The following is a 24,240-nucleotide window of genomic DNA, read 5'->3' as shown; positions in this document are numbered from 1 at the left end:
ACGGACCGCGTGCCTCTAGGCTGGGGAGCATGTGGAATCCACGCGAACTCCCCGACCTCTCAGGCCGGCGCATCCTCGTCACCGGCGGCAACGCGGGTCTGGGCTACTTCGCCTGCGAGCAGCTCGCCGCAGCCGGAGCGAGCGTCGTCATGGCCTCGCGCAGCCAGGACAAGGCGGAGCGGGCCATCAGTGCCATCCGTGGGCGGTACCCGGAGGCCGATGTCGCCTTCCAGGAGCTCGATCTCGCCGACCTCTCCTCCATCCGGGCCGCCGTGGGCTCGATCACGGCGGGAGGGGCACTTTCGGGGCTCCTGGCGAACGCCGGCGTGGTGGGCTCTGCCGAGCGGCAGACGACGGCGGACGGTTTCGAACTGCAGTTCGGCACCAACCACCTCGGTCACTATGCGCTGATCGCCCAGCTGCTGCCCGCCCTCTCCGCCGCAGGTGCGCGCATAGCCCACCTCGGGAGCATCAGTCACCGCTGGGCGAGGCTGACGCCGTCGTCCCTGCAGCCGTCGTCGTACCGGAACGCCCAGGCGTATGCGACCTCGAAACTGGCTGTCACGGCCTTCGGTCTCGAGCTCGCGCGTAGGCTCGAACTGACCGGCAGCCGCGCCACGAGCGTGGTGGCTCATCCCGGTTTCGCCGTGGGTATGCTCACCCCCGACCGCCCCGGCGTCGCGGCACACAAGGATGCGCCCGGGTGGCAGCAGCGCGCCATGTCGACCGTGGCCCAGGGCAAGGACGACGGCGCCTGGCCGCTGGTGCGGGCGGTGACCGACCGGTCGATCCCCAACGGCGCCTACTGCGGGCCTGCCGGCTGGTTCCAGCTGAAGGGCCGGCCCACCCTGGTCCCGGTCAAGCGCCATGCCCGCGACAGCAACGCCGCGTCCCGGCTCATCGACCTCTCGGAGCGTCTCACCGGCATCGAGCTGCGCTTCTGAGTGTTCCTGTGGGGATCTCGAGCGTCAGTGCAGAACGGGCTATCGTCCGCCCGACGGTGCGGATACGCCGGTCAGCTGCAGGAACTGGTCCTCCGACAGGACGTCGATCGAGTGGCCGCGCTCCTTCAGCTCCAGCACACGCCGGACCTTTCCGGTGACCCGTCCGTGGCGCAGGTCGGCGACGACGAAGCCGTCGCCCACCACCAGCATCGTGGTGCGTCGCGTGACCGAACTGGCCGGCTGGGCGCCGAGCCGCGCGGCTCGTTGCTTCGCCTGCGGACGCGGTATGCCGAGGGTTCCGGTGAAGACCACGGTCTGGCCGTAGAGCGGATGGTGGGGGTCCGCCTGCGTGTCGGGACTCGGGTTCAGGCCCTCCTCGGGCCAGCCCGACCAGCCGGTCGACGTCGCAGCACGGCCCAGGGCGGTCCGGGTGGCCTTCGAGACGTCATCGACCCCCGGAGCGTACTGCTCGGACCGCGACAGCGGGAGGCTGTGGATCTCCAGCACCTCCTCGACGGATGCGGCGTCGAAGCGGGCCGCGATGTCCATCATGATGCCGGCACACGCGCGGGCGTCCTCGACGGCGTCGTGATGATTGAGCAGCGGCACTCCGGCGGCTTCCGCGACGAAGGGCAGCGAGTAGGACGGCAGGGAGTAGCTCCGGCGGGAGAGGAGCACGGTGCAGGCGTAGTCCCAGGCCGGCCCGGGGAGTGATGACACCTCGAGGGCGGAGCGGATGACGCCGAGATCGAAGGCGGCATTGTGTGCCACGAGGACGTCCGAGCCGATGAATCCGCCGATCTCGGGGAAGAGCTCACCGAAGCGCGGGGCATCCTCGACCATCCTCGCGGTGATGCCGTGGATCGCGATGTTCCGGGAGTCGAAATGATCGTGGCCGGCAGGTGGCCGCATGAGCCAGGAGGCTTCCTCCACGATCCGCCCGTCCCTGACCTTGGTCAGGCCGACGGCGCAGGGTGAGCCGCGGAACCCGTTCGCTGTCTCGAAGTCGATGGCCGTGAACGTGATTCCCACGCCCCTACTTTACCGGGTTCCCGACCGGTTCCCTCATCCTCGGCGCTTACACCGCGCCACCAGTGAGCAGTTCCCGCGCTGCCTCCACGCCGCGGTAGCCCGCCGCCCAGCGAGGCCGGACGAAGTCCTCGCGGGACAGGACGAGATGCTGCTGCACTTCCGTCTCTCCGGGGCGGGCCTCGATCAGCGTGGTGCCGTTCGGGGTGTACCCGAGGCGGCGTGAGACCCCGAGCGAGGCCCGGTTCCAGTCCGCCGCCTCGGACACGGCCGACGTCGCGCCCAGGTGGTCGAACGCGAACTGCAGCACCGCGGCGCGCATCTCGGTACCCAGTCCCCTGCCCTGGACCTGCCTGGTCAGCCAGGAGCCGGAGTGCACCCTGCGCAGCAGCGGGAAGGAGCGGGCCATCAGATCCTGGAGGCCGATCACGCGTCCCTCGTGCAGGACGGCGAAGCTGATCGTCCAGGCCTGGGCTGCGACCTCTGCCCTGGTCCGCCACACGTGCGCGGCGGTCCCGGCGGTGAGGGCATCCGGGGGCGCATCGGTCCAGGGCACGCTGAAGGGCATCTCGGCGGGATCGTGGATGCCCTTCAGCGCCGCGTCGATCAGCTCCGGCAGGTGCTCGTCGCGTACCGGGGTCAGGACGAGCCGCGGCGTGGTGATGACCAGCCCGAAGAGCGGCCAGATCCGAATCAGCGACTCCGGTGCACCGGAGTACTCGTGCGGTTCGCTCACTGGGCCCGCTTCCGCCGGTGTGCGCGGATCTTCGAGACCACGAAGTAGCCGAGGAACAGGACGACGGCGATGATCACGATCCACTGGAAGATCCCGGCGTACTCCTCGACGACCCCCCAGTTCTCGCCCAGGTAGAAACCCGCCAGGACGAAGATCGAGTTCCAGATCAGACTGCCCGCAGTGGTGAGGAGCAGGAACTTCGCCACGGGCATGCGCTCGATACCGGCCGGGATGGAGATCAGGCTCCGGAAGATCGGGAGCATCCTGCCGAAGAAGACGGCGCGGTACCCGTGCCGGTCGAACCACGCCTCCACCCGGTCGACGTCCTCCAGGTCCACCAGCGGTACCTTCGAGACGAGGCGGCGCATGCGGTCCCGTCCCAGCCAGGCACCGATGGCGTAGAGCGCGAGGGCTCCGACGACCGAGCCCAGCGTGGTCCAGATGATCGCCTCGACGAGGGAGAAGTTCCCGCGGCTCGCGGTGAACCCGGCCAGGGGAAGGATCACCTCGCTCGGTAGCGGCGGGAAGAGATTCTCGAGGGCGATGGCCAGCCCTGCGCCGGGCGCGCCGATGGTCTCCATCAGACCGACGGCCCAGTCCGCGACGCCGCCGAGGGAGGAGCCGTCCGACGTCGTCGTGGTGGCGACCTGGAATGTGCCGACTGCCTGGGTGAAACTCACGATGTGTCTTCCTCTTCGGGCGTCCTGTGCGACGGCCGGCTTGCGGTGGACCCTGACGGGTGGTGGTGTCAGAGGGGTTGGCTGACGCTCAGGCGAGCGCGCGGACCAGGTGGGGCAGCAGGGCCCTGAAGGCGATGCCACGATGGCTGATCGCGTTCTTCTCCTCGGGGGAGAGTTCGGCGCAGCTGCGGTCGAGCCCTTTCGGGACGAGGATCGGGTCGTAGCCGAAGCCTGCGGTCCCCCGCGGAGCACCCAGCAGGCGCCCGTCGAGCCGGCCGCTCTCGACGTGGCTGCTGCCTGCGGCGTCGGGCGGATGAGCCAGCGCCGCAGCGCAGACGAAGCCGGCTCCCCGATACTCTGCGGGGATATCGGCGAGCTGGGCGAGCAGGAGCTCGAGATTCGCGGTGTCGTCACCATGGGTACCGGCCCACCGGGCGGAGAAGATGCCGGGTGCGCCCCCGAGGACGTCCACGGCAAGGCCCGAGTCGTCGGCGACGGCGACGAGCCCGGTGGCCCGGGCGGTCTGTTCGGCCTTGAGCAGCGCGTTCTCCTGGAAACTCACGCCGCTCTCCACGACGTCGGGAGCGCCGGCGGCCGCTGCATCGATCACCTGGGTGTCGACGTCGAGCCCGGGCACCGTGCCGCGCAGCAGGTCGCGCAGCTCACGCAGCTTGCCGGCGTTCCGGGTGGCCAGCACGAGGCGGGGCTGCGCGGCATCAGCCATTCCGGGAGTCCCCGAGGGCATCCTGCTGGATCTCGGCGAGCCGGGATGTCCCCTGCAGTGCCAGGTCCAGCAGGGCATCGAGCTCGGCACGGTCGAAGGGTGCACCCTCGGCCGTGCCCTGCACCTCGACGAACGCCCCCGAGCCGGTGACGACGACGTTCATGTCCGTCTCGGCGCGGACGTCCTCGACATAGGGAAGATCGAGCATGGGGACGCCGTCGATGATGCCCACGCTGATCGCGGCGACGGTGTCGGTCAGCGGCGATGCCGAGGCCGGGATCAGCTTCTTCTCCTTCGCGTGGGCGATGGCGTCCGCGAGGGCCACATAGGCGCCCGTGATCGCGGCGGTCCGGGTGCCGCCGTCGGCCTGGAGGACATCGCAGTCGAGGACGATGGTGTTCTCCCCGAGAGCCTTGGTGTCGATGACCGAGCGCAGCGACCGGCCGATCAGGCGGGAGATCTCGTGGGTCCTACCCCCGATCCTGCCCTTGACCGACTCGCGCGCCGAGCGCGTGTTCGTCGCGCGGGGCAGCATGGCGTACTCGGCGGTCACCCAGCCAGTTCCCTCACCCTTGAGCCAGCGGGGCACACCGGCCGTGAACGACGCCGTGCACAGGACCCGGGTGTCACCGAACTCGATCAGGGCGGAGCCCTCGGCCTGCTTCGACCAGCCCCGCGTGATGCTGATGGGGCGCAGTTCGTCCGGCGTCCTGCCGTCCGCGCGCGGTGGCTGGGATGCAGTGCCGGGATCGGTTGCCGGTGAGGAGTTCGCGGAGGTCATGATTTCCAGTCTAGACGGGGCCCGGCGCGGGACCCCGTTCAGGACCGGGCTGTCCTGCCTCCGGTCTCAGACCTGGTAGGACACACCGGCGACGGCCACGGCCAGCTGACCGTCGTAGCTCTCCCGCGCCTCCCCGATGGAGACGTTCGCGTCGTTCCAGATGGGCAGATGGGTCAGGAGCAGCCGCTTCACGGCGGCCCGGGTCGCGATCTCACCGGCGCGCCGGCCGGTCAGGTGCACACCGGTGATGGCATCGTCGCGTCCCTCGTGGAAGGCAGCCTCGCACAGGAAGAAGTCGGCGTCGCGCGCAGCGTCCAGGACACCCTCACAGGTGTCGGTGTCGCCGGAGTAGGCGAGCACCCGCGAGGTGACATCACCGTCCAGGCCCGTCATGGGCGCCTCGACCCGCAGGGCGTAGGCCTCCTCGACGGGATGGACCACCTGGTACGGCGTGACGGTGAACGGACCCACGGAGACCGCTGAGCGATCGGCCCAGGAGCGGAAGTCGAAGTCCTCGTGCATCCCCGGATCGAGCTCGAGGCCGTAGGCGCTGGCCATCCGGTCGGCCGTCGCCGCGGGCCCGTAGACGGGGATGCGGGACCTCTCCCAGCCCGCAGGATCCCACCGGACAGCGACGTGCAGCCCGCACAGATCCATGCAGTGGTCCGGATGGAGATGCGACAGGAAGATGGCGTCGATCCCCCGCAGATCGGTGTAGCGCTGCAGGGCACCGAGCGAGCCGTTGCCCAGGTCGAGCAGGATCCGCCAGGTGCGGCCCTCCCACTCGGCGCTGAGGAGATAGCAGGACGCCGGTGACTGGGGGCCGGGGAAGGATCCGCTGCAGCCGACGATCGTGAGCTTCATGATCGCTGCGCTCCCGCTGCGGCGGCCATGTCCGGCGTGATGCGCGCGAGGCTGCCGGTGGGGTACTGCGCGGCGACGTGGTCCAGGTGCTGCACGCTGAGGACCTCCGGGCCGAGGAAGCGCCGGGCGAGGACCTCGAAACTCGCCGCGTCTCCCGTGGCGACGAACCGATGCGCCCCCGGATCGGACCCGGAACGCTCGAGCTGGTGGGAGACGAGGGCGCGGTAGACGTCCTTCGCCGTCTCCTCGGCGCTCGAGACGAGCGTGACGCCGTTGCCCATGACGTAGGAGATGACCCCGGTGAGCAGGGGGTAGTGGGTACAGCCGAGCACGAGCGTGTCCACGTCCGCGGCCTTCAGCGGTGCAAGGTACTCCTCGGCCGTACGCAGCAGCTCCGCGCCTCCCGTGATGCCCGCCTCGACGAACTCGACGAACGCCGGGCACGCCACCGACGTGAGCTGAAGATGCGTGGCCGCGGCGAAGGTGTCGTCGTAGGCCCGGGAACCGATGGTCGCCGTCGTGCCGATCACCCCCACGCGGCCCGAGCGGGTGGCGGCCACCGCGCGGCGTACTGCGGGCTGGATCACCTCGATCACCGGGATCCCGTAGCGCGCGGTGTACCGTTCCCGGGCATCGCGCAGCACTGCGGCCGACGCCGAGTTGCAGGCGATCACCAGGAGCTTCACGCCGGAATCGACGAGCTCGTCCATGACACCGAGCGCGTAGGCACGAACGCGGGCTATCGGCAGGGGCCCGTAGGGGCCGTTCGCGGTGTCCCCGACGTACATGGTCGATTCGTGGGGCAGCTGGTCTATGACGGAGCGAGCGACCGTCAGCCCTCCGACGCCGGAGTCGAAGATCCCGATGGGCGCTTCGCTGCGGTCCGCCTTCGCTGGCATGGAACTCATGACCACTGACACTAGGGCGTGCTGCTGACGAAAACTATTCGAGCACCCGTGGCCTTGATCACACGCGGACCTGCCCCCGGCGGGCGTGAGGATCAGCGCTGCAGTTTGGAGGCCTTGAGCAGGGCCTGCACGAGCGACTCCTGCAGCCAGGTGATGAAGTTGTAGACGAGAGCCAGATACGACTCCACGTTCTCGACGTCCTTGGAATCGGCGATCTCGTGGAGGCGTTCGGCGTCCTCCTCCGATTCGATGCTCAGGCGGTCCGCGAGCACGAGCCGGACGTCGTTGAGAGCCTGCGCGAGCAGCCGGGCCTGGTCGTGATTGAGGGTCATCGGATTCGACTCGATCAGCAGCGCACTTCCGCGCAGCGCGCCGATCTTCTGCTCCCGCAGGGAGCGCTCGGTCAGGCGGCGGAACGCCAGCGCCTCGTCGTCGTCCCCGCGGACGGCGTCGGGCAGGAGCCTGTGGACCGCGGAGTCGTCGGGGGCGGTCGCCGCGGCGTCGGCGTCGGACATCCCCACCAGTGCTGCGAGCGGATCCTCACTGGGCGCCGTCTCGGGCTCGAGCATGGAGACGACGTCGTCGAGCAGCGCGCCGAGCAGGCGTGCCTCACCCGGTTCCAGCGCTCCGGTGATCCCGCGTCGGGTGGACTTGAACGGTTTTGCCATGGATCGGCTACTCGCTTCCGGCTTTCTCGAAGGTGGCCCACAGTCCGTAGGAGTGGAGCGCGACGGTGTCCTGTTCCACTTTCTCGCGGGTGCCCGAGGCGACCGCGGACCGGCCCTCCTCGTGGACCTCGAGCATGAGGGAGCGGGCCTTGGCCTCGCTGTACCCGAAGTAGTTCTGGAACACGTAGCTCACGTAGCTCATCAGATTCACCGGGTCGTTCCAGACCACCACGACCCAGGGCTGATCGAGGTCGGTGTTCCCGGCCGTCCGTACCGCTTCCTGCGTGTCGGTGCCGGTTGCAAAGCCTACTGTCATGGGATCGATTCTAGTTCGCATCGGCATCGCATCGGGCCGCACCCGGGTTCGGCTACGCACACAGCGCAGGCCCGGCTATCGTTTTGACAGTGACCGACCAGCAGACCACAGTCTCGCCTGCCGCCCAGAGCCTTCCGCCGGGCACCGCGAGGACACCGAACAGTGCCCTCTTCACCGACCAGTACGAACTCACGATGCTCCAGGCGGCGCTGCACTCGGGCGCCGCCCACCGCCGTTCGGTCTTCGAAGCCTTCGCGCGCCGCCTGCCCACAGGCCGGCGCTATGGCGTGGTGGCCGGAACGGGCCGGCTCCTGGAGGAGCTCGCCTCCTTCAGCTTCGACGATCCGCAGCTGTCCTTCCTCAGCGACCACCGCGTCGTCGACGACTCGACGCTGGCGTGGCTCGCCGACTTCCGCTTCACCGGCTCCATCTCGGGCTACGCCGAGGGCGAGGTCTACTTCCCGCACTCCCCCATCCTGACCGTCGAGTCCACGTTCGCCGAGGCCTGCATCCTCGAGACCCTGATCCTGTCGATCCTCAATCACGACAGCGCGATCGCCTCCGCTGCCTCACGCATGACCGGCGCCGCGGCCGGCCGGCCCTGCATCGAGATGGGCTCACGCCGCACGCACGAGGAGGCCGCGGTTGCCGCGGCCCGGGCCTCGATCATCGGCGGCTTCGCCAGCTCGTCCAATCTGGAGGCGGGCCGCCGGTACGGCATTCCCACGGTGGGAACGGCGGCGCACTCCTTCACCCTCCTGCACGACTCCGAGCGGGCGGCCTTCGAGGCGCAGGTGGCGTCACTGGGTCGCGGCACCTCGCTGCTCGTGGACACCTACGACGTCGAGCAGGGCGTGCGGACCGCCGTCGAGGTCGCGGGAGCCGAGCTCGGGGCCGTCCGGCTGGACTCGGGCGACCTCGTGGCCCAGGCACGCTGGGTGCGCCAGCTCCTGGACGACCTCGGCAACAGCAGCACGCGGATCGTGGTCACCTCCGATCTCGACGAGTTCGCCATCGGACTCCTCGCCTCCGCTCCGGTGGACTCCTACGGGGTCGGCACCTCGCTGGTCACCGGCTCCGGCGCGCCGACGGCCGGCATGGTCTACAAGCTCGTCAGTCGCCAGGACGACGACGGCGTGTTCGTCGCGGTCGCCAAGGCATCGAAGAACAAGGCCTCCGTGGGCGGACTGAAGCATGCACTACGGCGTCTCGACGCCAAGGGTGTGGCGCAGGCGGAGGTCGTGGGGGTCGGTATCGAACCGACCGAGGACGGCAACGACCGTCCGCTCGTGGAACAGTTCGTCCGGGACGGCGTCGTCCTCGACGGCTGGACCGGTCCGTCCGCCGTCACCCGCGCCGCGGACCGGCACGCCCGATCCGTCGTCGAACTGCCGGGAGCATGCCGGCGCCTGCAGCGCGGCGAACCCGTCATCCCCACCGAGTACGAGGAGCCAGCATCATGACCCGAGCCCTGATCATCGTCGATGTCCAGAACGACTTCTGTGAGGGCGGGTCCCTCGCCGTCGACGGCGGAGCCCGGACGGCAGCAGGGATCAGCGATCACATCGACGAACACGCCGGAACCTACGACTACGTGGTCGCGACCCAGGACTGGCACATCGATCCGGGGGCACACTTCTCGGAGTCGCCCGACTTCGTCGATTCCTGGCCGGTTCATTGCGTCGCCGCGACGAAGGGCGCCGATTTCCACCCGGATCTGGACATCGAGAGTGTCGACGCCTTCTTCCGCAAGGGCCAGTTCGAGGCCGCCTACTCCGGGTTCGAGGGGGTCAAGGCACCGGACGACGAGGTACCGACGGGCGATCAGAAGCTCGGCGGCGACACTGCGGAGCCGGCCGAGAACCCGCTGACGCTCGACGACTGGTTGCGGGACCACGACGTCGACGAGGTTGCGGTCGTGGGCCTGGCGACGGACCACTGCGTCCGCGCCACGGCTCTGGACGCACTGGAGGCCGGGTACTCGGTCTCCGTGCTCACGGCACTGACCCGTGGTGTCGACGAGGACCGCTCCGAGCAGACCCTGGAGGAGCTGGAGTCGGCGGGCGCCGAACTGGTGCGCTGAGCGGGCCCGTTTCCTGCTTCCTACGTCTCCCCTACTTCCTGCCGATGAACCAGTCCTGCAGCTTCTGCAGTCTGCGCCGGAGCTGGTCCTCGTTCGCCTGTGCCACGGCCGGCCCGCCGCACTGGCGCCGCAGCTCGGTGTGGACCTGGCCGTGCGGCATTCCGGTGCGTGCGGCCCACGCGGAGACGTTCTTCGCCAGCTGCCCGCGGAGTTCCGTGAGCTGTCGGTGATCCACCACGGCCGGCTCTGCTTTCGGTGCGGCAGCCGGCCCCCTGCTGCGCCTCGACTGCTGCTCGTGCTGGCGCTGGCGCAGCAGATGACCCACCTGATCGGCGTCGAGCAGACCGGGGATGCCGAGGAAGTCCAGTTCCTCCTCACTGCCCATCTCGCCTCCCGTGCCGAATTCACCGCCGTCGAACAGGACACGGTCGAAGGACGCCTGCGACTCGAGCGCCTCGAACTTCTGCTTCGTCAGGGAGTCCGAAGCCTTGTCCTCACGGTTCGCTGCCTCCAGCAGATCGTCCTCGAGGCCCAATCCCTCGTCGTCCTTCCCGGGGCGGTCGAGGGCGTGGTCGCGCTCCATCTCGAGCTGATTGGCCAGGGCCATGAGATTGGGCACCGAGGGCAGGAAGATCGACGCCGTCTCACCGCGGCGTCGGGCGCGGACGTAGCGTCCCACGGCCTGGGCGAAGAACAGGGGTGTCGCGGTCGAGGTGGCGTAGACACCGACGGCCAGGCGCGGGACATCGACGCCCTCGGACACCATGCGGACGGCGACCATCCAGCGCTTGTCCCCCGAGGAGAAGTCCTCGATCTTCGCGGAGGCCTTGGCGTCGTCGGAGAGGATGACCGTCGGCGACTCGCCCGTGATGCGCTTGAGCTGACCGGCGTAGGCACGGGCGTCCTCGTGATCGGTCGCGATGACCATGCCGCCGGCGTCGTGGACGGTGCGGCGGACCTCCGTCAGTCGCTTGTCCGCCGCGGCGAGGACGGACGGGATCCACTCCCCCGTCGGGTTCAGTGCGGTGCGCCAGGCCTGGGCGGTGACGTCCTTGGTCACGGCCGACTCACCGAGCGAGGCTGCCATCTCCTCGCCCGCGCTGGTCCGCCAGCGCATCTGCCCCGAATAGGCCATGAACATGACGGGCCGGACCACGTGGTCGCCAAGCGCCTGCCCGTAGCCGTAGGTGAAGTCGGCCTTCGAGCGGCGGATCCCGTCGCGATCCTCGGCGTACTCCACGAACGGGATCGCCGCGGTGTCGGACCGGAAGGGCGTCCCCGTGAGAGCGAGACGGCGGACGGCGGGATCGAAGGCCTCACGGATGCCCTCCCCCCAGGAGAGCGCGTCGCCCCCGTGGTGGATCTCGTCGAGGATGACGAGCGTGCGGGCGGCCTCGGTCTTGGCGCGGTGCAGCATGGGCTTGCTGGCCACCTGCGCGTAGGTCACGGCGACGCCGATGAAGGCCCCGCCGTGGCGGCCGTCGGCGTTCCTGAAGTTCGGGTCGATCGCGAGCCCCACCCGCGCAGCCGCGTCGGCCCACTGGCGCTTGAGGTGATCGGTGGGAGCGACGATCGTCACGCGGTTGACGACACCGCGGTCCACGAGCTCCGTGGCCACCCGGAGCGCGAAGGTCGTCTTGCCCGCACCGGGGGTAGCGACGGCCAGGAAATCACGCGGGGATTCACGGAAGTACTTCTCCAGCGCCTCGCTCTGCCACTGGCGCAGCTTGGGCGCCGTGCCCCAGGCAGCGCGCTCCGGATACGCGGGCGGCAGGGTCGCGCCGGCACCGAACAGGGTGTCACTACTCACGCCGGGACAGTACCTTCCATCGACTTGCTGGGTGTGCGATCGGGGCCGTCCTCAGCTGAGCTCGCCCCTCTCAGACCCGAAACTATACCCGCTGCCGTGAACACCCACAGAGCCAGCCAGATCACAACGAAGGTGGGCAGGTGTCCCGGATTCCCGTCGTCGCGCAGGAGTGCGAAAAGGGCTCCGGCCCCAGCCGTTCCGACCACTCCACCCAGCTGGTCCGAGATCTGCAGGGCTGCCGAGTTCCGTCCCTGTTCGTGCTGCTGCGAGAGCTTGAGTACCAGGACGGAGGTGCTCGAGAGCGTCATGCCCATCGCAAACCCCGAGAAGGCCCACACGAGGGCGAGGACGCCGAGCGGTGCCTCCGCCGTCGTCGCGAGGGCGAATCCACCGAGCGACAGCGAGAGGATCGAGGAACCGGCCACGAGCAGCCACTTCCGGTCGAAGCTCACGCGCGCCTGCACGAAGGACCCGGCACTCCAGCCGATCGCGCCGGCGCTCAGGGTCAGACCTGCCGTACCGGGGTCGATGCCGCGCGAGGTCACGAGCATCAGCGGGATGAACGCCTCGGTGCCGAAGAAGGCGACGTTGACGAACCCGCGCGTGGCGATGATGCTGGGCAGACCACGCGCCAGGACCATCGTGCCCCTGGGCAGCAGGGCCGGCAGCACGAGGAGGACGACGACGACTCCCGCAGCTGCCAGGACAGCCAGACTCCACACGGTACCGGCGTCCGAACGGGCGGTATCGGCCAGTCGCACCACCGCCCACTGCGCTGCGAACACTCCGCCGGCGAGCCCGAATCCACGAAGGGTCCGGGCCTTGGCAGGACCTGTGTCCGATGCCTCCAGCGGGCCGATCCTCCGGGTCCTGGGCCGGACCAGGAGGAAGGCTGCGAGCACGATCGGAGCCACGCCGAGAAAGACCCACCGCCAGCCGAACTGTACCGTGACGAAGCCCGCGATCACGGGACCGACGAGTGCCGGGAGAACCCAGGCGGCGGCGAGCCACCCGAAGACCACGGGCTGGACCTGTTGCGGGAAGGATCGTCCGATGACCACGTACACCGCCACGATCATGAACCCTCCGCCCAGGCCGGACACGGCGCGGCCGACGGTGACGAGCCAGAAGTCGGGGGCAGCACCTGCCGCCAGGAGTCCAGCGATCATCAGTGCCATACCGACACCGAGCGCCGGACCGGGGCCCTTGCGATCGGACCACGAGCCGGCGACGACAGTGCCGAGCAGCGACGCCGTCAGGTACATGGAGAAGGCCAGACCGTAGCTCGACTCCCCGGAGAGTTCCCGGGCTACGACGGGCATCGCCGTCACCACCGCCATCGCCTCGAATGCGGCGCAGGTGATGATGGCGAGGATCCCGAGTGTGAGGGGTCGCAGCTCGGGTGACATTGCCCCGACGGCGTCGTTCCTGACGTTCTTCATTGCACCCGGTGTTCTGGTTGTCCTGGTCGTGTTCTGGTGGGTCTCCCGGGCTGCGGCCGAACTCGTGCGCTCCAGGCGGGGCTGCTACTTGTCGGAGTCGTCCTTGCCCGGTCGAAGACCGTTGTAGATCTCCTTGCACTCCGGGCACACCGGGAACTTCTCGGGGTCGCGGCCGGGGGTCCACACCTTGCCGCACAGAGCGATCACGGGCTCTCCGCTGAACGCGGACTCCATGATCTTCTCCTTGCGGACATAGTGCGCAAAGCGTTCCGCGTCCCCGGGCTCCACCTCCTGCCGGAGTTCCTCGCGTTCGATCGTTGCGGTGGAGCCACCGGTGCCGGACTCCAGGGGGTCGTTCTCGAAGGGATCAGCAGGCATAGTCATGGATCCAGTCTATCGTCCGATGCACCGGCCGAAGAAGGGTCCGGGACTGTCCTGTCACCATCGTCCGCACCGTCCTTCCCGGGCCCCTCCGAAAACTTTTCCACAAATAACCGGGAAAGGCTCCATTCGGGTCCTGCGGACGCGGAAATGTCAGTGGCGCGCGGGACAATGAAGACATGGCAACGAACGCGGAGCAATGTGTGGAACTCGAGCGGATCTCCGCTCTACTTGTTTCGCTGAGCGCCGAGAAAGCCCGCATCGACGCGGAGATCGCGGCCACCACCGAACAATTGCGGGAGCTCTTCGAGGAGCGCTTGCTGGACACCATGTATTCCAGTGAATCCAGAGCGAAGGAAGAGTGCATTCGCCAGGAACGGCGGAAGACGAATATTGCAGACACGACGACTGCCACCGAGATCGCGTGTCTGCTGCGTATCTCCGAGCGGGCCGCGCATCGCCTCGTCCAGCATTCTGCGCTCCTGGTCAATCATCACCCTCGGACACTCAGTGCGCTGCGGGGCGGTGAGATCTCGTGGAATCACGCATCGGCACTCCTGCACGAATACGCCGGCCTGCCCCACGGCACTGCCGCGCTCGTCGAGGACAGGCTGCTCCCCATTGCCGTCACCACCACCGTGTCACGTCTTGCGTACCGAGCACGCAAGCTCAGGACGGAGGTGCATCCCGATGCACTCGAGGGACGTCGGCGGGCTGCATCGCTGCGGAGGCGGGTCGACTTCGAACCGGCCGACGACGCCATGGCATGGCTCCATGTCCTCCTGGATGCCACGGATGCAACGGCGATCGATGCCCGTCTGACTCGCCTCGCGCGAACCCTGGAGGCTCCCGAAGAACGGCGCACACTTCCGCAGCTGCGCACCGACGTCCTCACCGATCTGCTGCTCGACGACGCCCCGAGCGAGGACTCCGGGTGGTCGGCCGACCGGGCACCGTACACTTCGGACCAAGGCGACGCTGTCGACGCTGCTGGTCCTGGTCGCGTCGGCGCGGAGTATCACGCGCCGGTTCGGGCCCACATCAACGTCACCGTTCCTGTCCTGACGCTTCTTGCCGTGGATGATGCTCCTGCCGATCTCGAGGGGTACGGTCCTATCCCGGCAGACATAGCGCGTCGGCTGGCTGCGCATGCTCCGTCATTCACCCGCCTGCTCACCCACCCCGAGACCGGAGCCGTACTCAGCGTGGGTCGCTCCAGCTACGCGGTACCTGCCGATCTGAAGAAATGGTTGCGGGTCCGCGATAGAACCTGCCGACATCCGGGATGCTCCGTTCCGGCGTCCCGCTGCGAACTGGATCACACCCGACCATGGTCCCAGGGCGGACCTACCTCCCACGACAATCTTGCTCACCTGTGCCGCAAGCACCACATGCTGAAGAGCGAGGGCATCTGGCACTACGAACAGGAGGACGGCGGAGTGCTGACGGCGACCTCTCCGGCCGGCGCCGTGTACGAGTGCGGAGTCGAGGCGCCGCCCGGTTGAGCTAGCGCTCGGGGGGCTCACAGCCGATACCGGTGGGGTTCTCGATGCAGTCCTGGCTCACACTGTGACCCTTCGTGCGCCAGATGCTCATGAGGTGGGGCTCGGACACGACAGCAGCCTCACCGGCCACCGGTTGGAACGGCCCACCGTCCACTGAGTAGTCCCCGGCGAAGAATGTCGTCAGGGTCAGCTCGAAGTCTCCCGTCTCGGCGTACTGATGGCTCGTCGGGGTTTCGACGTCGAAGGAGTTGCCGTCCACGGGTCCACCCGGCACGAGGGTTGTGGCACTGGTTCCGTCGCCGTAGTTCCACTGATAGGAAACAGGTCTGGCCTTGAGCACGATGGCCGCATCCCTGAACTCGAACGCAAACTCCTGCTCCTGCGCCTGAGCGAAGATGTTCGAGTGAGCGTTCTTCAGTCCGAAGTTCGACGGCTGGGACACGATCAGCGCTGCGAGGACGGGCTGTTTCTGGAACTCCTCGAGGGTGATGACGATGGGTGCCTCCTCCTCTGCGGCGGCTCCCTCGACGGGTGCAACGGGCGGTTCGCCGGGATACATGCAGGATGACCGGCCGGTCGGAGTCCGGGTTGCAGGTTGGACGTTGCTGTCCACCTCGATCCAGTTGACCAGTACGCCATCGTCCTGGGCGTCGCACTGGGCATTCATGGTCGGACAGGTGGCGGGATCGAGGTTGCTCCTCTGGCCTGCGGTGCACGCGCGGACGTAGGTGTAGTCGATCCCGTCGTTCACGGGTAGGGCGGCAGGTTGAGCGGGTGGGGCAGGAGAGGGAAGATTCTCGGTGCGCACCGACGGTGCCGAAAGCATCGATTTTCTCGACTGCTTAGAATTTACTGCCCCAAATTCATTCTGTTCAGCGAAAGCTGTTGGACCATCAGCTGCATCAGCTATCGGCAAACCAGGCGGCATGAAAAGTGAAAAAACAAGCAGAATGAGTACAGAGTGCAGATAACGCATCATGTACCCTCAGGTTTCCCAAAATCCAGCATGTACCAAGCGTCATCTTCGTATAATGCAAATATTGCATTCACAGAAGATTCAGGAGCATCCGCAGGCGTGGCACTACCGGTTGGATCATAGTAGATCAGGTCAGCTTGTCGATACTCAGCGTACGCTTGAAAAGACCCCGACGTATTCATCTGAAGATCAGTACCGAAATCGAGTAGCTCGAATTTCCCACCGTCCATCCAGCCGCCGTTGGCATAGTAATCTGCAACCACTTCCCGTGTCTTTGCACATGTCCTACAGCCGGGATCGGTGACCGCATCGAACGGTGCCCAGTCGTTGGTCTCATAGCCATAGGAGAACAGCTCGAACCAGTACTCCGTGAAGGCCTCCAGACCCTCCGCCGAGTTCTCGTCAGCCAGGGCAGGCTTGACAGGAACAGGAATGTTGACAGCAGGGCCAGCCGATGATGCCGGAGACGGCTCAGGTGCGGCTGAAGCCGACGCGGTCGGCGACGATGTCGCACCCGCAGAAGGGGCCTGCGACGAGCTCACGTCGGATGTCGGGCCGTCCGACGAATCCACAGACCCGGTACAGCCCGCCAGCAGCAGGATGCTCACTGCACCCACCAGTAGGGGAACGGCCCGTCGACGACCCTCTGCACACACCATGTGACTCCCCGATCGCAACCGCCTGCTCCGCCGGAATGCGCATCAGCATAACCCGGTAGGACCATTCCTCGACAGGTTGTACACAGGTGCAGTCGCCCGAAGTGTGCGGACCCGAAAAACGCAGGCGAAACATGCAGACGCAGCGCACATCGGTGCACGCAGTGCGGGTAACGCCGTCCGGGTAACGCCGTCAGCGATTGTTCGAGACCGCCAGCAGCAGTTCAGGAGCCCTGCGGTCGTACCACCGGCCACCCGCCCGGATACCGACCACCAACAGGACTCCGCCGAGCGCCACGCCGACCAGCAGTGTCAGCCAGCCGAGGAAGTCATTCCCGGTGACGAAGTAGGCGATCGCGAGGACGATCTCCGGTAGCGCCAGCAGCAGTGTCACGAACAACGCCCCGAACTGAACGGCGAAGGCGAAGAAGTTCGTGCCGGGAGGCGTCTTGAAGGCACTGTCCCCGGGAAGCGGAACATTGTAGGTGTACCGCGCGGAGACGAAGCTCGAGAGCCCGGTGCCGCTGAGCAGGAGGCCGAGAGCCAGTCCGAGCAGCACCGGGACGTCCTCCGGCCTCCCGGCCAGGAGCAGTGGAACCACGGTCAGAATCAGTGTCGCGGGAAGAGCGAACACCAGCAGCGCAGCAGCCCTGCCGAGCCGGTCATCACGCCCACTCACACCCGTGGTGATGTGCAGACTGAACGCCGTGTTGTCGTAGGAGATGTCGGCCGTGATGGAGAACGCCAGCAGGAATGCCGCGATGGGTCCCACGAACGCGAAGGCCCCTCCGACACCCCCTCCGGAGATGAAGAACAGGACGGCCAGCAGCGGGATCAGGACGAGCGAGGCCGCGTACCGCGGATCCCGGAACCAGTAGGTCAACGCCCTCGCGGCCACCGCACCGGCAGGAGTCGCCGGGAATCGGTCGAACCAGCCGAGGTTCCCGGCTGCCTTCTTGGTGACGGCGTTGTAGGCCGGCGTGACCAGCGCGTGGCTGAGACTGCGACCCCAGAGGAACAGGAACACCACCAGGGTGGCGACACCGATGAGCAGACGCACGACGGCGAGTCCCGGGTCACCGGCGGCGACGTCGGCCGGTGCCGCCCACAGGGCTCCGAAGGGGGTCCACGCCAGCACGTCGGCGAGTCGTTCCGCGAAGCCCGGTGCACTCTGGAAACCCGCCGCGAGGCCCGCGATGATCGGGCCGAGGAAGAACAGCGGGAGGAATGCCACAATTCCGTTCACGTCCTTGAACCGACGTGACCCCGTCAGCGAGGAGACCGCCGTCGTCACGAACCTGGAGGCGACGACACAGAGGAGAACCGCGAGCAGCCCGCAGACCAGCGCCATCAGAGCAGCAGCGGGATACCGGATCCAGGTGATCACCTGTGCCAGTGCAGCGATGAGCGTCACGATCCCGGGGACACCGACCAGTCCGCCGAGCACCAGGCCCGCCAGCAACTGACGCATCGGGATCGTGAAGGTCACGAAGCGTGCCGGATCGAGCGTCATGTCGATACCGGACACGGCGATCGGGATCACGATCCACCCGAGCACCGTGGCGGATCCACCGATCACCAGGATGGTGCGGATCAGCTCGAGGTCCTGGGAGCCCAACAGGATCAGGCCGACCACGATCAGTGACAGCAGCCCCAGCCCGTACAGCCCGCCGAGCACCACCCCGACGAGTTGAGCGGTGCTGCGTCTGAGCGAATTGCGTAGCAGGGTCAGCTTGAGTCTCAGGAGGTGCGCAACCATGACAGCCCTTCCGTCGTGTTGCGACCGCCGACGAGTTCCACGAAGCGGTCCTCGAGCGTGCCTTCGCCGCGCACCTCGTCGATGGTGCCGGCAGCGAGCACGGTACCCGCGGCGATGACGGCCACGTGGTCACACATGCGCTGCACCAGATCCATCACGTGGCTCGAGACGATCACCGAACCACCCGAGCGCACGTAGCCGGTGAGGATGTCGCGGATGTTCGCCGCCGAGACGGGATCCACGGACTCGAAGGGCTCGTCGAGGACGAGCAGCTTCGGAGCATGGATGAGCGCCGAGGCCAGGGCGATCTTCTTCGTCATACCGGCCGAGTAGTCGACCACCAGAGTGCCGGCGTCGTTTGTGAGGTCCAGCGCCCTCAGCAGATCACCGGTCCGCTCGGCCACTGTGGCCCGGTCCATCCCGCGCAGCAGACCTGCATACGTGACGAGCTGCTCGCCGCTGAGCCGGTCGAACAGTCTCACTCCGTCGGGCAGGATCCCCATCAGCTTCTTCGCCTCGAGCGGGTTCTGCCACACGTCGACGCCGTGGACGAGTGCCTGACCGTGCTCCGGGCGCAGCAATCCGGTCGCCATGGACAGCGTGGTCGTCTTGCCTGCCCCGTTCGGACCGACGAGCCCGAAGAAGGAGCCCGACGGCACCTCGAGATTCACCCCGTTCACGGCGACCTTGTCCCCGAAACGCTTGGCCAGGCCGCGGATACTCAGTGCCGGCGTTCCCGGCCGGGCGTGCGGATTGTCCTGGTCCGAGGGCGGTGGCACGAGAGAACTCATGGCCTCAGGCTAGCAACGCGCCCGGTGATCCCTCGTCATCCCGGAGGAGGAGGGACCGTGTCACGGTGCCGGCGCACGTCCGAGGTGCGCCGGCACCGGCAGCGCGGGACGCCGCTGCCGCGGCTGCTCAGAACAGTGCCCGCGCCAAGGCGCTGCGTGCTGCCGTGACGCGCGGATCACCGGCACCGACGATGTCGAACAGCTCCAGCAGGCGCTTGCGCGCGGTGTCCCGGTCCTCGCCGCTGCTGCGGGCGATGAAGTCGACGAGGCGCTTGAACGCATCCTCCACGTGCCCGCCCGTGACATCGACGTCGGCCACCGCGAGCTGCGCCTCGAGCGACTCGGGTTCGTCGGCGCCACGACGGCGTACCTCGGCGGCGTCGACGTCCTGCATGCGCCCCATCAGTTCGACCTGCGCGAGACCGGCTTTCGCGTCCGCATCGGCCGGCTGCTCCGCGAGCGCTCGCCGGTAGGCGGACGCGGCCGCCTGGAAGTCGCCCTGCTCGATGGCGTCGAAGGCCTCCTGGTGCAGGGGCGGCAGGGGTGGCTCCTCCGCTCCGGTGGGCTCCGGCTGCGAGCCATCGTTGAGCGTGCCCGTGACGCCGTTGGCCTCGGCGACCTTCATCAGCTCGTCGAGGTACGCCTGGATCTGCTCCGCGGGGAGCAATCCCTCGAACAGGGGAACCGGCTGCCCCTTCACGACGGCGACCACGGTGGGCGCTCCCTGCGCCTGGAGTGCCTGGGCGATCTGCGGCTGCGCCTGCAGATCCACGTGGGCGAGCAGGATCCGTCCGTCGAACGCGATCGTGGCGGCCTCGAGCACCGCCGTCACCTGGTTGGACTGGTCGCTGTAGGTGGAGCGGAGATTGATGATGATGGGCACCTGCGCCGAGAGCTGGACCAGCTGTGGGAAGGTCTGCTCCGTCACCTCCACGATGTACGGGCTGGGTGCACCGGCGCCCTGCCTCCCCGCATCGGGTCGTGCGGCGGCCTCCGCCCGCGCCTTGAGTGCGGACAGGTCCACTGCTCCGCGAAGGTTCATGCTCGACGGCGGCATTCCGCCGCGCTGTGCTGGTGTAGACAATGCTCTACCTCTCTCTGGAACTGCTACTGGTCTGGATGGTCCGCGTGGAGCGCTGTCAGCGCAGCTGAGCGGACAACAACTGCTGGACTGCCCCGACGACGCGGACCTGGTCACTACTGCCCGCAGGCGGTACGTACATCATCACCGCTTCCCCGTAGCTGATGTCGATTCCCGTGGCGCTGGCCGCTTCGCCGGTCAGTGTTTCGTACACGGTTCCCCCGAGGTCGATCGCGTCGTCGCCGGAGGCCGGAACGCTGGAGTAGGCGTGCCTGAGGTAGCCGAAGACCATCGCCCCGCCGTCACCGGTCGACAGGGCCTGGGTGCTCTCCTCCTGCGCCCGGTGCGTGAAGGAGATGGTTGCCGCACTGTTGCCGGGATCGGCCCGGACCTCCGCCTGGAAGCGGGTGATCGCCTCGGCGAAGGAGTTCTCCTCGAAGATCCGCTCGTTGTCGCCGTCCGGTTCGGTGAGGACATCGGCGATGGCCCTGACCGCTTCCTGCGGAGCGAGCTTCAGTGCGCCGTCCTCGTCGAGCGGGATGGGCCCGGTGGCGCCCGGGACCGGCGGCGTGGGGAACGTGCTGCCGGGCAGCATCTGCACGGCCGAGACCAGCCGGTAGTTCTCCCGGGGGGATTCCTGGACCAGGAGCAGGGCCTGGGGCACCGGGTCGTCGGTGCCCTGCGTGAGTGCCACGAGCGTACGCGGCCATTGATCATCGGTGGGGATCATGTCGAGCAGGACGGGAGCGGCAGCGACGGGCGCCGGGGCGGGCAGCCCGGCATCCGCGGCAGCGAGAGCGTAGGCGGCCGCCCGGGTCTCGAGGGCCGCGCCGTCCACCCGGGGTTCCAGGAGGTCCGGATCGGACGCGGCGTCGGCAGCCGCCACCGTCCCGGCGACGGCCCTGAGGATGCGCTCGAGCTGTTCCTCGAGAACCACCGGTGGGCCACTGGCCACGCTTCCGGGCGACGGCGCGCCCGTCGCCAGCGGTGGTTCAGGGTCGCCGGTGGCTGAGGCAATGGCAGTGGCTGTCGCTGTCGGAGTTGCCGTGTCCGGTATCCGCTCGACGTCGACCGGGACCGCTGCCAGGGCGGGCAGCGGGGCCAGGAGGGATCCGGCGCCGAGCAGACCGACGAGTACCAGGATCACGCGCGGAGCAGCGATCGACGGCGCGGCGGTCGACGGCGCTCCGCCCCGGCCGCCGTCGGCCGCCCGGGCGCGGCCGGGCGGACGACGGCGGCCGGGGGCGTCCGGGCGGCCCTGCCCCGAGCGGTCGCGCGGCGCGATGAACAGCAGTGCGATCCCGAGGACGACGACGAGTGCGCCACCGATGATCAGTGGCAGGGCAAGGGATGCCGACTGGTCGTTGGGCCGGGTGATCGAGATCTGCGTCGGTGCCGTCGTCCGGCCGCCGGTCGCCAGGAGAATGGACCACTCCCCCTCGACGGGCTCACTCCACCGGTAGCTGGTGCTGCCCTGCACGGCTTCCTCGCTGATCCACAGGTCGCTACCCCGGGGATCGGGCACCGAGGCCTCGCCCTCAGTGTACTCGGTGGAGAGCACGTCCTCATCGATGCCGGTCACGCTGAGGTGTGCGGCCTCACCGACCCAGGCCTCGACGTCGGACGCCCGGCCCACCGCGAGGGTGAAGGGACCCTCGCCGTCGACGGTGACCTCGACATCGGCGCTCTGTCGACCACGGGCTTCGGGCAGGATCACCGTCACGGGAGCCGAGGTCGTCTGCCGCGTCGTGCTGGACGTGAGCGTTTCGGCAGGCTTCCAGAGAGTCTGCAGCCCGATGCCGACCAGCATCAGCACGAGCCCCGCGACGATGATGGGTACTGCCGCCTTCACACGCACGCGTCGCCTATCGTCGGTTGCTGCGGACCACCAGGTCCCTGTCGCCCGGGAGATCGCGGCCGGACCGGAACCGCTGAGGAATACCCAATCGTATCCACGATGCTATCGAAGATCGTTCGGGCCGAGGGGTAGCCCGAGCCCTGGACCGAGGTGCTCGGGAAACAGGTCGCCGGGGCCGCCGTCCGTGGGTCCGTGGCTGTTAGGGTTTTCGCTAGACCGCGACAGAGGCCCCCGCTCACCCGAAAGCAGAACCCGTCGTTGACAGACCACCAGGACGTCCCGAGCGATCAGCCGCTCCTGCGTCCCGTCGGAAGCGGCGATGATCGGGCGAGCGTGCGCCACCATCCCATCTACTTCGGTTTCATGACGAGTGTCGGTGTGGGACTCGCCCTGCTGGCCTTCTTCATCGTCACCAATGTGGGCGAACTCCTCGTCTGGATCGGCGCCGCACTGTTCATCGCGCTGGGTCTGGACCCTGTGGTGCGTCGGCTCGAGCTCAGCCACGTACCCCGGCCCGCGGGTATAGCGGTGGTGGTCTCGATCCTCGTCGGCGTCGTCGCCCTGTTCTTCGCGCTGCTGATTCCCACGATCGTGACCCAGACCTCCCAGGTCCTCGCCCGGGCACCGGGATACGCGGAGGACTTCCTGAACTCCGAGTTCTTCGTCACGCTCGACGACCAGTTCCAGGTGCGGGACCGCGTCACCGCGGAGATCGACAGGTTCCTCGCGAACAGCGACGCCGTGGGCGGTATCTTCGGCGGCGTCCTCGGCGTGGGCACGGTGATCCTGGGCAGCCTGTTCGGTACCCTGGTGGTCCTCGTGCTGACCCTCTACTTCCTGGCGAGTCTTCCCGGCATGAAGAGGTGGGCGTACCGCCTCGCCCCGCGCTCGCGCCGACCGCGCGTCGAGGCACTCGCGGAGGAGATCACGCGCAGCGTCGGGCTGTACGTGATCGGTCAGGCATGCGTGGCGCTCCTGAACGGTACCTTCGCCTTCGTCCTGATGTCGGTGGTGGACGTTCCGTTCTCCGTCCTCCTCGGCTTCGTCGTCGCGCTGCTGGCGTTCATCCCACTCGTCGGCGGGACCATCGCCGCCGTGCTGGTGAGCCTGATCGCGCTCACCGTGGGCTGGGAGACGGCGCTGCTCTTCGCCGTCCCCTACATCGCCTACCTGCAGATCGAGGCCTATTTCATCTCGCCGCGCATCATGCACAGAGCGGTCGCCGTGCCGGGAGCCGTCGCCGTGATCGCGGTCATCGCGGGCGGCAGCCTGCTCGGTGTCCTCGGTGCCCTGATCGCGATCCCCACGGCGGCAGCCGTGATGCTGCTGCTCAAGGAGGTCTTCATCGCCCGCCAGGACGATCTGTAGGCGCTCCCGTAGCGACCCGGCCCGTCAGCCCGTGGGCAGCGGGGCCGGCGCGACGGCGGCCGGGCCGGTCCACTGCGTCGGCAGGGGAAGCTCGACGTCGGGCCTGACCGTGCCGACGATCTCGTTCAGTACCCGGCCCGCGAACTTCTCGCCCACCCACAGGTGCTTGGCGCCGTCGACTCCCAGCACCTCGGCCTGCGGTACGCGTGCGAATCTGTCGACGGCGTCGGCCGGAACCAGATAGTCGTCGAGTTCGGGCACGAGGACCTTCAGGGGCAGCCCGCTCTCGCGCCAGGAGTCCAGATCCGTGTCATCGGCGCGGTGCAGCGGGGGTGAGAGCAGAATGGCGCCCTTGATGTGCTCCGCGATCGGCACCGAGGCACCGTACTTCAGGCACAGTTCGGTCCCGAAGGACCAGCCCACGAGCCAGATGTCCGGCAGTCCCTCGGCCCGCGCCCAGTCGACGGCGGCCTGCAGGTCCAGTCGTTCGCCGTCGCCGCCGTCGAACGTGCCCTCGCTGCAGCCCCTGGGCGAACACGTTCCGCGCGTGTTGAAGCGCAGGATCGCCAGATCCGCCAGCGCCGGCAGGCGGAAGGAGGCCTTCCTGTAGACGTGGGAATCCATGAAGCCACCGTGGGTGGGCAGCGGGTGCAGCATCACCAGGGTCGCCACGGGTGGACGTCCGGCAGGTGTGGCCAGCTCACCGACGAGCGTCAGGGAATCCTCGGTGCGCAGCTCGATGTTGCGGCGATCCGCGGGAAGAACGGTCGAGGCGCGGATCTCGGTGGCCTTGTCGGCGGTGGTGAACGTGTATTCGGGGGATTCACTGGACATGGCCCCAGTGTAAATCGGCGGGACGCTTCTATCCTGCACCGGCACT

24 protein-coding genes are annotated in these 24,240 nt (G+C 68.1%); 5 read left to right on the top strand and 19 right to left on the bottom strand.

The features are described 5' to 3' along the window. Positions 1–29: 29 nt before the first annotated feature. Positions 30–944 (top strand): SDR family NAD(P)-dependent oxidoreductase, encoded by a 915-nt coding sequence (locus tag E8P82_RS09530; protein WP_136454380.1) that lies wholly within the window; start codon positions 30–32, stop codon positions 942–944. Between the two features lie 39 nt (positions 945–983). On the opposite strand, the gene E8P82_RS09525 is transcribed toward E8P82_RS09530, so the two are convergent. The 9 genes from E8P82_RS09525 to clpS all read right to left on the bottom strand — a co-directional run bounded on the left by E8P82_RS09525 (position 984) and on the right by clpS (position 7,650). Continuing rightward, entirely contained in the window at positions 984–1,976 is a 993-nt protein-coding gene (locus E8P82_RS09525) for an exonuclease domain-containing protein (protein WP_136454378.1), read from the bottom strand. A 46-nt stretch (positions 1,977–2,022) separates the two neighbouring features. Next, a complete protein-coding gene (locus E8P82_RS09520; protein ID WP_211096845.1) occupies positions 2,023–2,709 on the bottom strand; it encodes a GNAT family N-acetyltransferase in 687 nt (228 codons plus the stop codon). Continuing rightward, positions 2,706–3,389 carry a DedA family protein gene (locus tag E8P82_RS09515; RefSeq protein ID WP_246021176.1) on the bottom strand — a complete coding sequence of 228 codons (684 nt, stop codon included), beginning with the start codon at positions 3,387–3,389 and terminating at the stop codon, positions 2,706–2,708. Before E8P82_RS09515 ends, E8P82_RS09520 begins: the two co-directional genes overlap by 4 nt. Before the next feature lie 88 nt (positions 3,390–3,477). Then, positions 3,478–4,113, bottom strand: a complete 636-nt coding sequence (rdgB, locus tag E8P82_RS09510; RefSeq protein WP_136454376.1) for an RdgB/HAM1 family non-canonical purine NTP pyrophosphatase — start codon at positions 4,111–4,113, stop codon at positions 3,478–3,480. Beyond that, a complete protein-coding gene (gene rph, locus E8P82_RS09505) occupies positions 4,106–4,894 on the bottom strand; it encodes a ribonuclease PH (protein WP_136454374.1) in 789 nt (262 codons plus the stop codon). Before rph ends, rdgB begins: the two co-directional genes overlap by 8 nt. A 66-nt stretch (positions 4,895–4,960) precedes the next feature. Next, positions 4,961–5,758 (bottom strand): MBL fold metallo-hydrolase, encoded by a 798-nt coding sequence (locus E8P82_RS09500; RefSeq protein ID WP_136454371.1) that lies wholly within the window; start codon positions 5,756–5,758, stop codon positions 4,961–4,963. Beyond that, complete coding sequence (gene murI, locus E8P82_RS09495; protein WP_136454369.1) at positions 5,755–6,666, bottom strand: glutamate racemase; 912 nt, start codon at positions 6,664–6,666, stop codon at positions 5,755–5,757. Before murI ends, E8P82_RS09500 begins: the two co-directional genes overlap by 4 nt. Before the next feature lie 92 nt (positions 6,667–6,758). Then, positions 6,759–7,334: a DUF2017 domain-containing protein gene (locus E8P82_RS09490; RefSeq protein WP_136454367.1), complete on the bottom strand. Its 576-nt coding sequence runs from the start codon at positions 7,332–7,334 to the stop codon at positions 6,759–6,761. Positions 7,335–7,341: 7 nt separating this feature from the next. Next, the gene (clpS, locus tag E8P82_RS09485; RefSeq protein WP_136454365.1) at positions 7,342–7,650 is read right to left on the bottom strand and encodes an ATP-dependent Clp protease adapter ClpS; all 309 of its coding nucleotides are present in this window, start codon (positions 7,648–7,650) and stop codon (positions 7,342–7,344) included. Between the two features lie 89 nt (positions 7,651–7,739). On the opposite strand from clpS, the gene E8P82_RS09480 reads away from it, so the two are divergent. Continuing rightward, positions 7,740–9,113, top strand: a complete 1,374-nt coding sequence (locus E8P82_RS09480; protein ID WP_281275788.1) for a nicotinate phosphoribosyltransferase — start codon at positions 7,740–7,742, stop codon at positions 9,111–9,113. Then, entirely contained in the window at positions 9,110–9,733 is a 624-nt protein-coding gene (locus tag E8P82_RS09475) for a nicotinamidase (RefSeq protein WP_136454363.1), read from the top strand. Before E8P82_RS09480 ends, E8P82_RS09475 begins: the two co-directional genes overlap by 4 nt. Positions 9,734–9,764: 31 nt before the next feature. Here the strand turns inward: E8P82_RS09475 and E8P82_RS09470 are convergent, their stop codons facing one another. From E8P82_RS09470 to E8P82_RS09460, 3 genes are all read right to left on the bottom strand, one after another. Further along, positions 9,765–11,543, bottom strand: a complete 1,779-nt coding sequence (locus E8P82_RS09470; protein ID WP_136454360.1) for a DEAD/DEAH box helicase — start codon at positions 11,541–11,543, stop codon at positions 9,765–9,767. Further along, positions 11,540–12,985: an MFS transporter gene (locus E8P82_RS09465; RefSeq protein ID WP_136454357.1), complete on the bottom strand. Its 1,446-nt coding sequence runs from the start codon at positions 12,983–12,985 to the stop codon at positions 11,540–11,542. Before E8P82_RS09465 ends, E8P82_RS09470 begins: the two co-directional genes overlap by 4 nt. Positions 12,986–13,069: 84 nt before the next feature. Continuing rightward, complete coding sequence (locus tag E8P82_RS09460) at positions 13,070–13,369, bottom strand: DUF3039 domain-containing protein (protein ID WP_136454356.1); 300 nt, start codon at positions 13,367–13,369, stop codon at positions 13,070–13,072. Between the two features lie 176 nt (positions 13,370–13,545). Between E8P82_RS09460 and E8P82_RS09455 the strand changes: the two genes are divergently transcribed. Continuing rightward, positions 13,546–14,871: an HNH endonuclease signature motif containing protein gene (locus E8P82_RS09455; RefSeq protein ID WP_136454354.1), complete on the top strand. Its 1,326-nt coding sequence runs from the start codon at positions 13,546–13,548 to the stop codon at positions 14,869–14,871. Position 14,872: 1 nt separating this feature from the next. On the opposite strand, the gene E8P82_RS09450 is transcribed toward E8P82_RS09455, so the two are convergent. From E8P82_RS09450 to E8P82_RS09425, 6 genes are all read right to left on the bottom strand, one after another. Further along, positions 14,873–15,697, bottom strand: a complete 825-nt coding sequence (locus tag E8P82_RS09450) for a PKD domain-containing protein (RefSeq protein WP_168796539.1) — start codon at positions 15,695–15,697, stop codon at positions 14,873–14,875. A 149-nt stretch (positions 15,698–15,846) separates the two neighbouring features. Continuing rightward, the gene (locus tag E8P82_RS09445; protein ID WP_136454349.1) at positions 15,847–16,455 is read right to left on the bottom strand and encodes a DUF6318 family protein; all 609 of its coding nucleotides are present in this window, start codon (positions 16,453–16,455) and stop codon (positions 15,847–15,849) included. Between the two features lie 241 nt (positions 16,456–16,696). Continuing rightward, the gene (locus E8P82_RS09440; protein WP_136454346.1) at positions 16,697–18,262 is read right to left on the bottom strand and encodes a transporter; all 1,566 of its coding nucleotides are present in this window, start codon (positions 18,260–18,262) and stop codon (positions 16,697–16,699) included. After that, positions 18,244–19,053: an ABC transporter ATP-binding protein gene (locus E8P82_RS09435; protein ID WP_136454343.1), complete on the bottom strand. Its 810-nt coding sequence runs from the start codon at positions 19,051–19,053 to the stop codon at positions 18,244–18,246. The genes E8P82_RS09440 and E8P82_RS09435 overlap by 19 nt, the downstream gene beginning before the upstream one ends. 127 nt (positions 19,054–19,180) lie before the next feature. Then, the gene (locus tag E8P82_RS09430; RefSeq protein WP_136454341.1) at positions 19,181–20,137 is read right to left on the bottom strand and encodes a co-chaperone YbbN; all 957 of its coding nucleotides are present in this window, start codon (positions 20,135–20,137) and stop codon (positions 19,181–19,183) included. Positions 20,138–20,192: 55 nt separating this feature from the next. Beyond that, complete coding sequence (locus E8P82_RS09425; protein WP_136454338.1) at positions 20,193–21,992, bottom strand: DUF8094 domain-containing protein; 1,800 nt, start codon at positions 21,990–21,992, stop codon at positions 20,193–20,195. A gap of 297 nt (positions 21,993–22,289) precedes the next feature. Between E8P82_RS09425 and E8P82_RS09420 the strand changes: the two genes are divergently transcribed. Beyond that, complete coding sequence (locus E8P82_RS09420; protein WP_246021195.1) at positions 22,290–23,360, top strand: AI-2E family transporter; 1,071 nt, start codon at positions 22,290–22,292, stop codon at positions 23,358–23,360. A 24-nt stretch (positions 23,361–23,384) separates the two neighbouring features. Here the strand turns inward: E8P82_RS09420 and E8P82_RS09415 are convergent, their stop codons facing one another. After that, positions 23,385–24,194 carry an alpha/beta hydrolase gene (locus E8P82_RS09415; RefSeq protein WP_136454335.1) on the bottom strand — a complete coding sequence of 270 codons (810 nt, stop codon included), beginning with the start codon at positions 24,192–24,194 and terminating at the stop codon, positions 23,385–23,387. Positions 24,195–24,240: the final 46 nt, after the last annotated feature.

Source organism: Arthrobacter echini (assembly GCF_004803505.1).
In the GTDB taxonomy this organism is placed as follows: domain Bacteria; phylum Actinomycetota; class Actinomycetes; order Actinomycetales; family Micrococcaceae; genus Arthrobacter_D; species Arthrobacter_D echini.
Note: the sequence above shows the minus strand (reverse complement) of the source record. Positions and strands in the feature narration are given on the sequence as shown.

Bases quoted from the DNA above. Each gene is read 5' to 3' on its own strand.
- E8P82_RS09450 (WP_168796539.1), bottom strand. From the start codon at position 15,697: ATGCTTTCGGCACCGTCGGTGCGCACCGAGAATCTTCCCTCTCCTGCC.
- E8P82_RS09490 (WP_136454367.1), bottom strand. From the start codon at position 7,334: ATGGCAAAACCGTTCAAGTCCACCCGACGCGGGATCACCGGAGCGCTG.
- E8P82_RS09465 (WP_136454357.1), bottom strand. From the start codon at position 12,985: ATGAAGAACGTCAGGAACGACGCCGTCGGGGCAATGTCACCCGAGCTG.
- clpS (WP_136454365.1), bottom strand. From the start codon at position 7,650: ATGACAGTAGGCTTTGCAACCGGCACCGACACGCAGGAAGCGGTACGG.
- E8P82_RS09475 (WP_136454363.1), top strand. From the start codon at position 9,110: ATGACCCGAGCCCTGATCATCGTCGATGTCCAGAACGACTTCTGTGAG.
- murI (WP_136454369.1), bottom strand. From the start codon at position 6,666: ATGAGTTCCATGCCAGCGAAGGCGGACCGCAGCGAAGCGCCCATCGGG.
- rdgB (WP_136454376.1), bottom strand. From the start codon at position 4,113: ATGGCTGATGCCGCGCAGCCCCGCCTCGTGCTGGCCACCCGGAACGCC.
- rph (WP_136454374.1), bottom strand. From the start codon at position 4,894: ATGACCTCCGCGAACTCCTCACCGGCAACCGATCCCGGCACTGCATCC.
- E8P82_RS09440 (WP_136454346.1), bottom strand. From the start codon at position 18,262: ATGGTTGCGCACCTCCTGAGACTCAAGCTGACCCTGCTACGCAATTCG.
- E8P82_RS09435 (WP_136454343.1), bottom strand. From the start codon at position 19,053: ATGAGTTCTCTCGTGCCACCGCCCTCGGACCAGGACAATCCGCACGCC.
- E8P82_RS09530 (WP_136454380.1), top strand. From the start codon at position 30: ATGTGGAATCCACGCGAACTCCCCGACCTCTCAGGCCGGCGCATCCTC.
- E8P82_RS09460 (WP_136454356.1), bottom strand. From the start codon at position 13,369: ATGACTATGCCTGCTGATCCCTTCGAGAACGACCCCCTGGAGTCCGGC.
- E8P82_RS09500 (WP_136454371.1), bottom strand. From the start codon at position 5,758: ATGAAGCTCACGATCGTCGGCTGCAGCGGATCCTTCCCCGGCCCCCAG.
- E8P82_RS09455 (WP_136454354.1), top strand. From the start codon at position 13,546: ATGGCAACGAACGCGGAGCAATGTGTGGAACTCGAGCGGATCTCCGCT.
- E8P82_RS09415 (WP_136454335.1), bottom strand. From the start codon at position 24,194: ATGTCCAGTGAATCCCCCGAATACACGTTCACCACCGCCGACAAGGCC.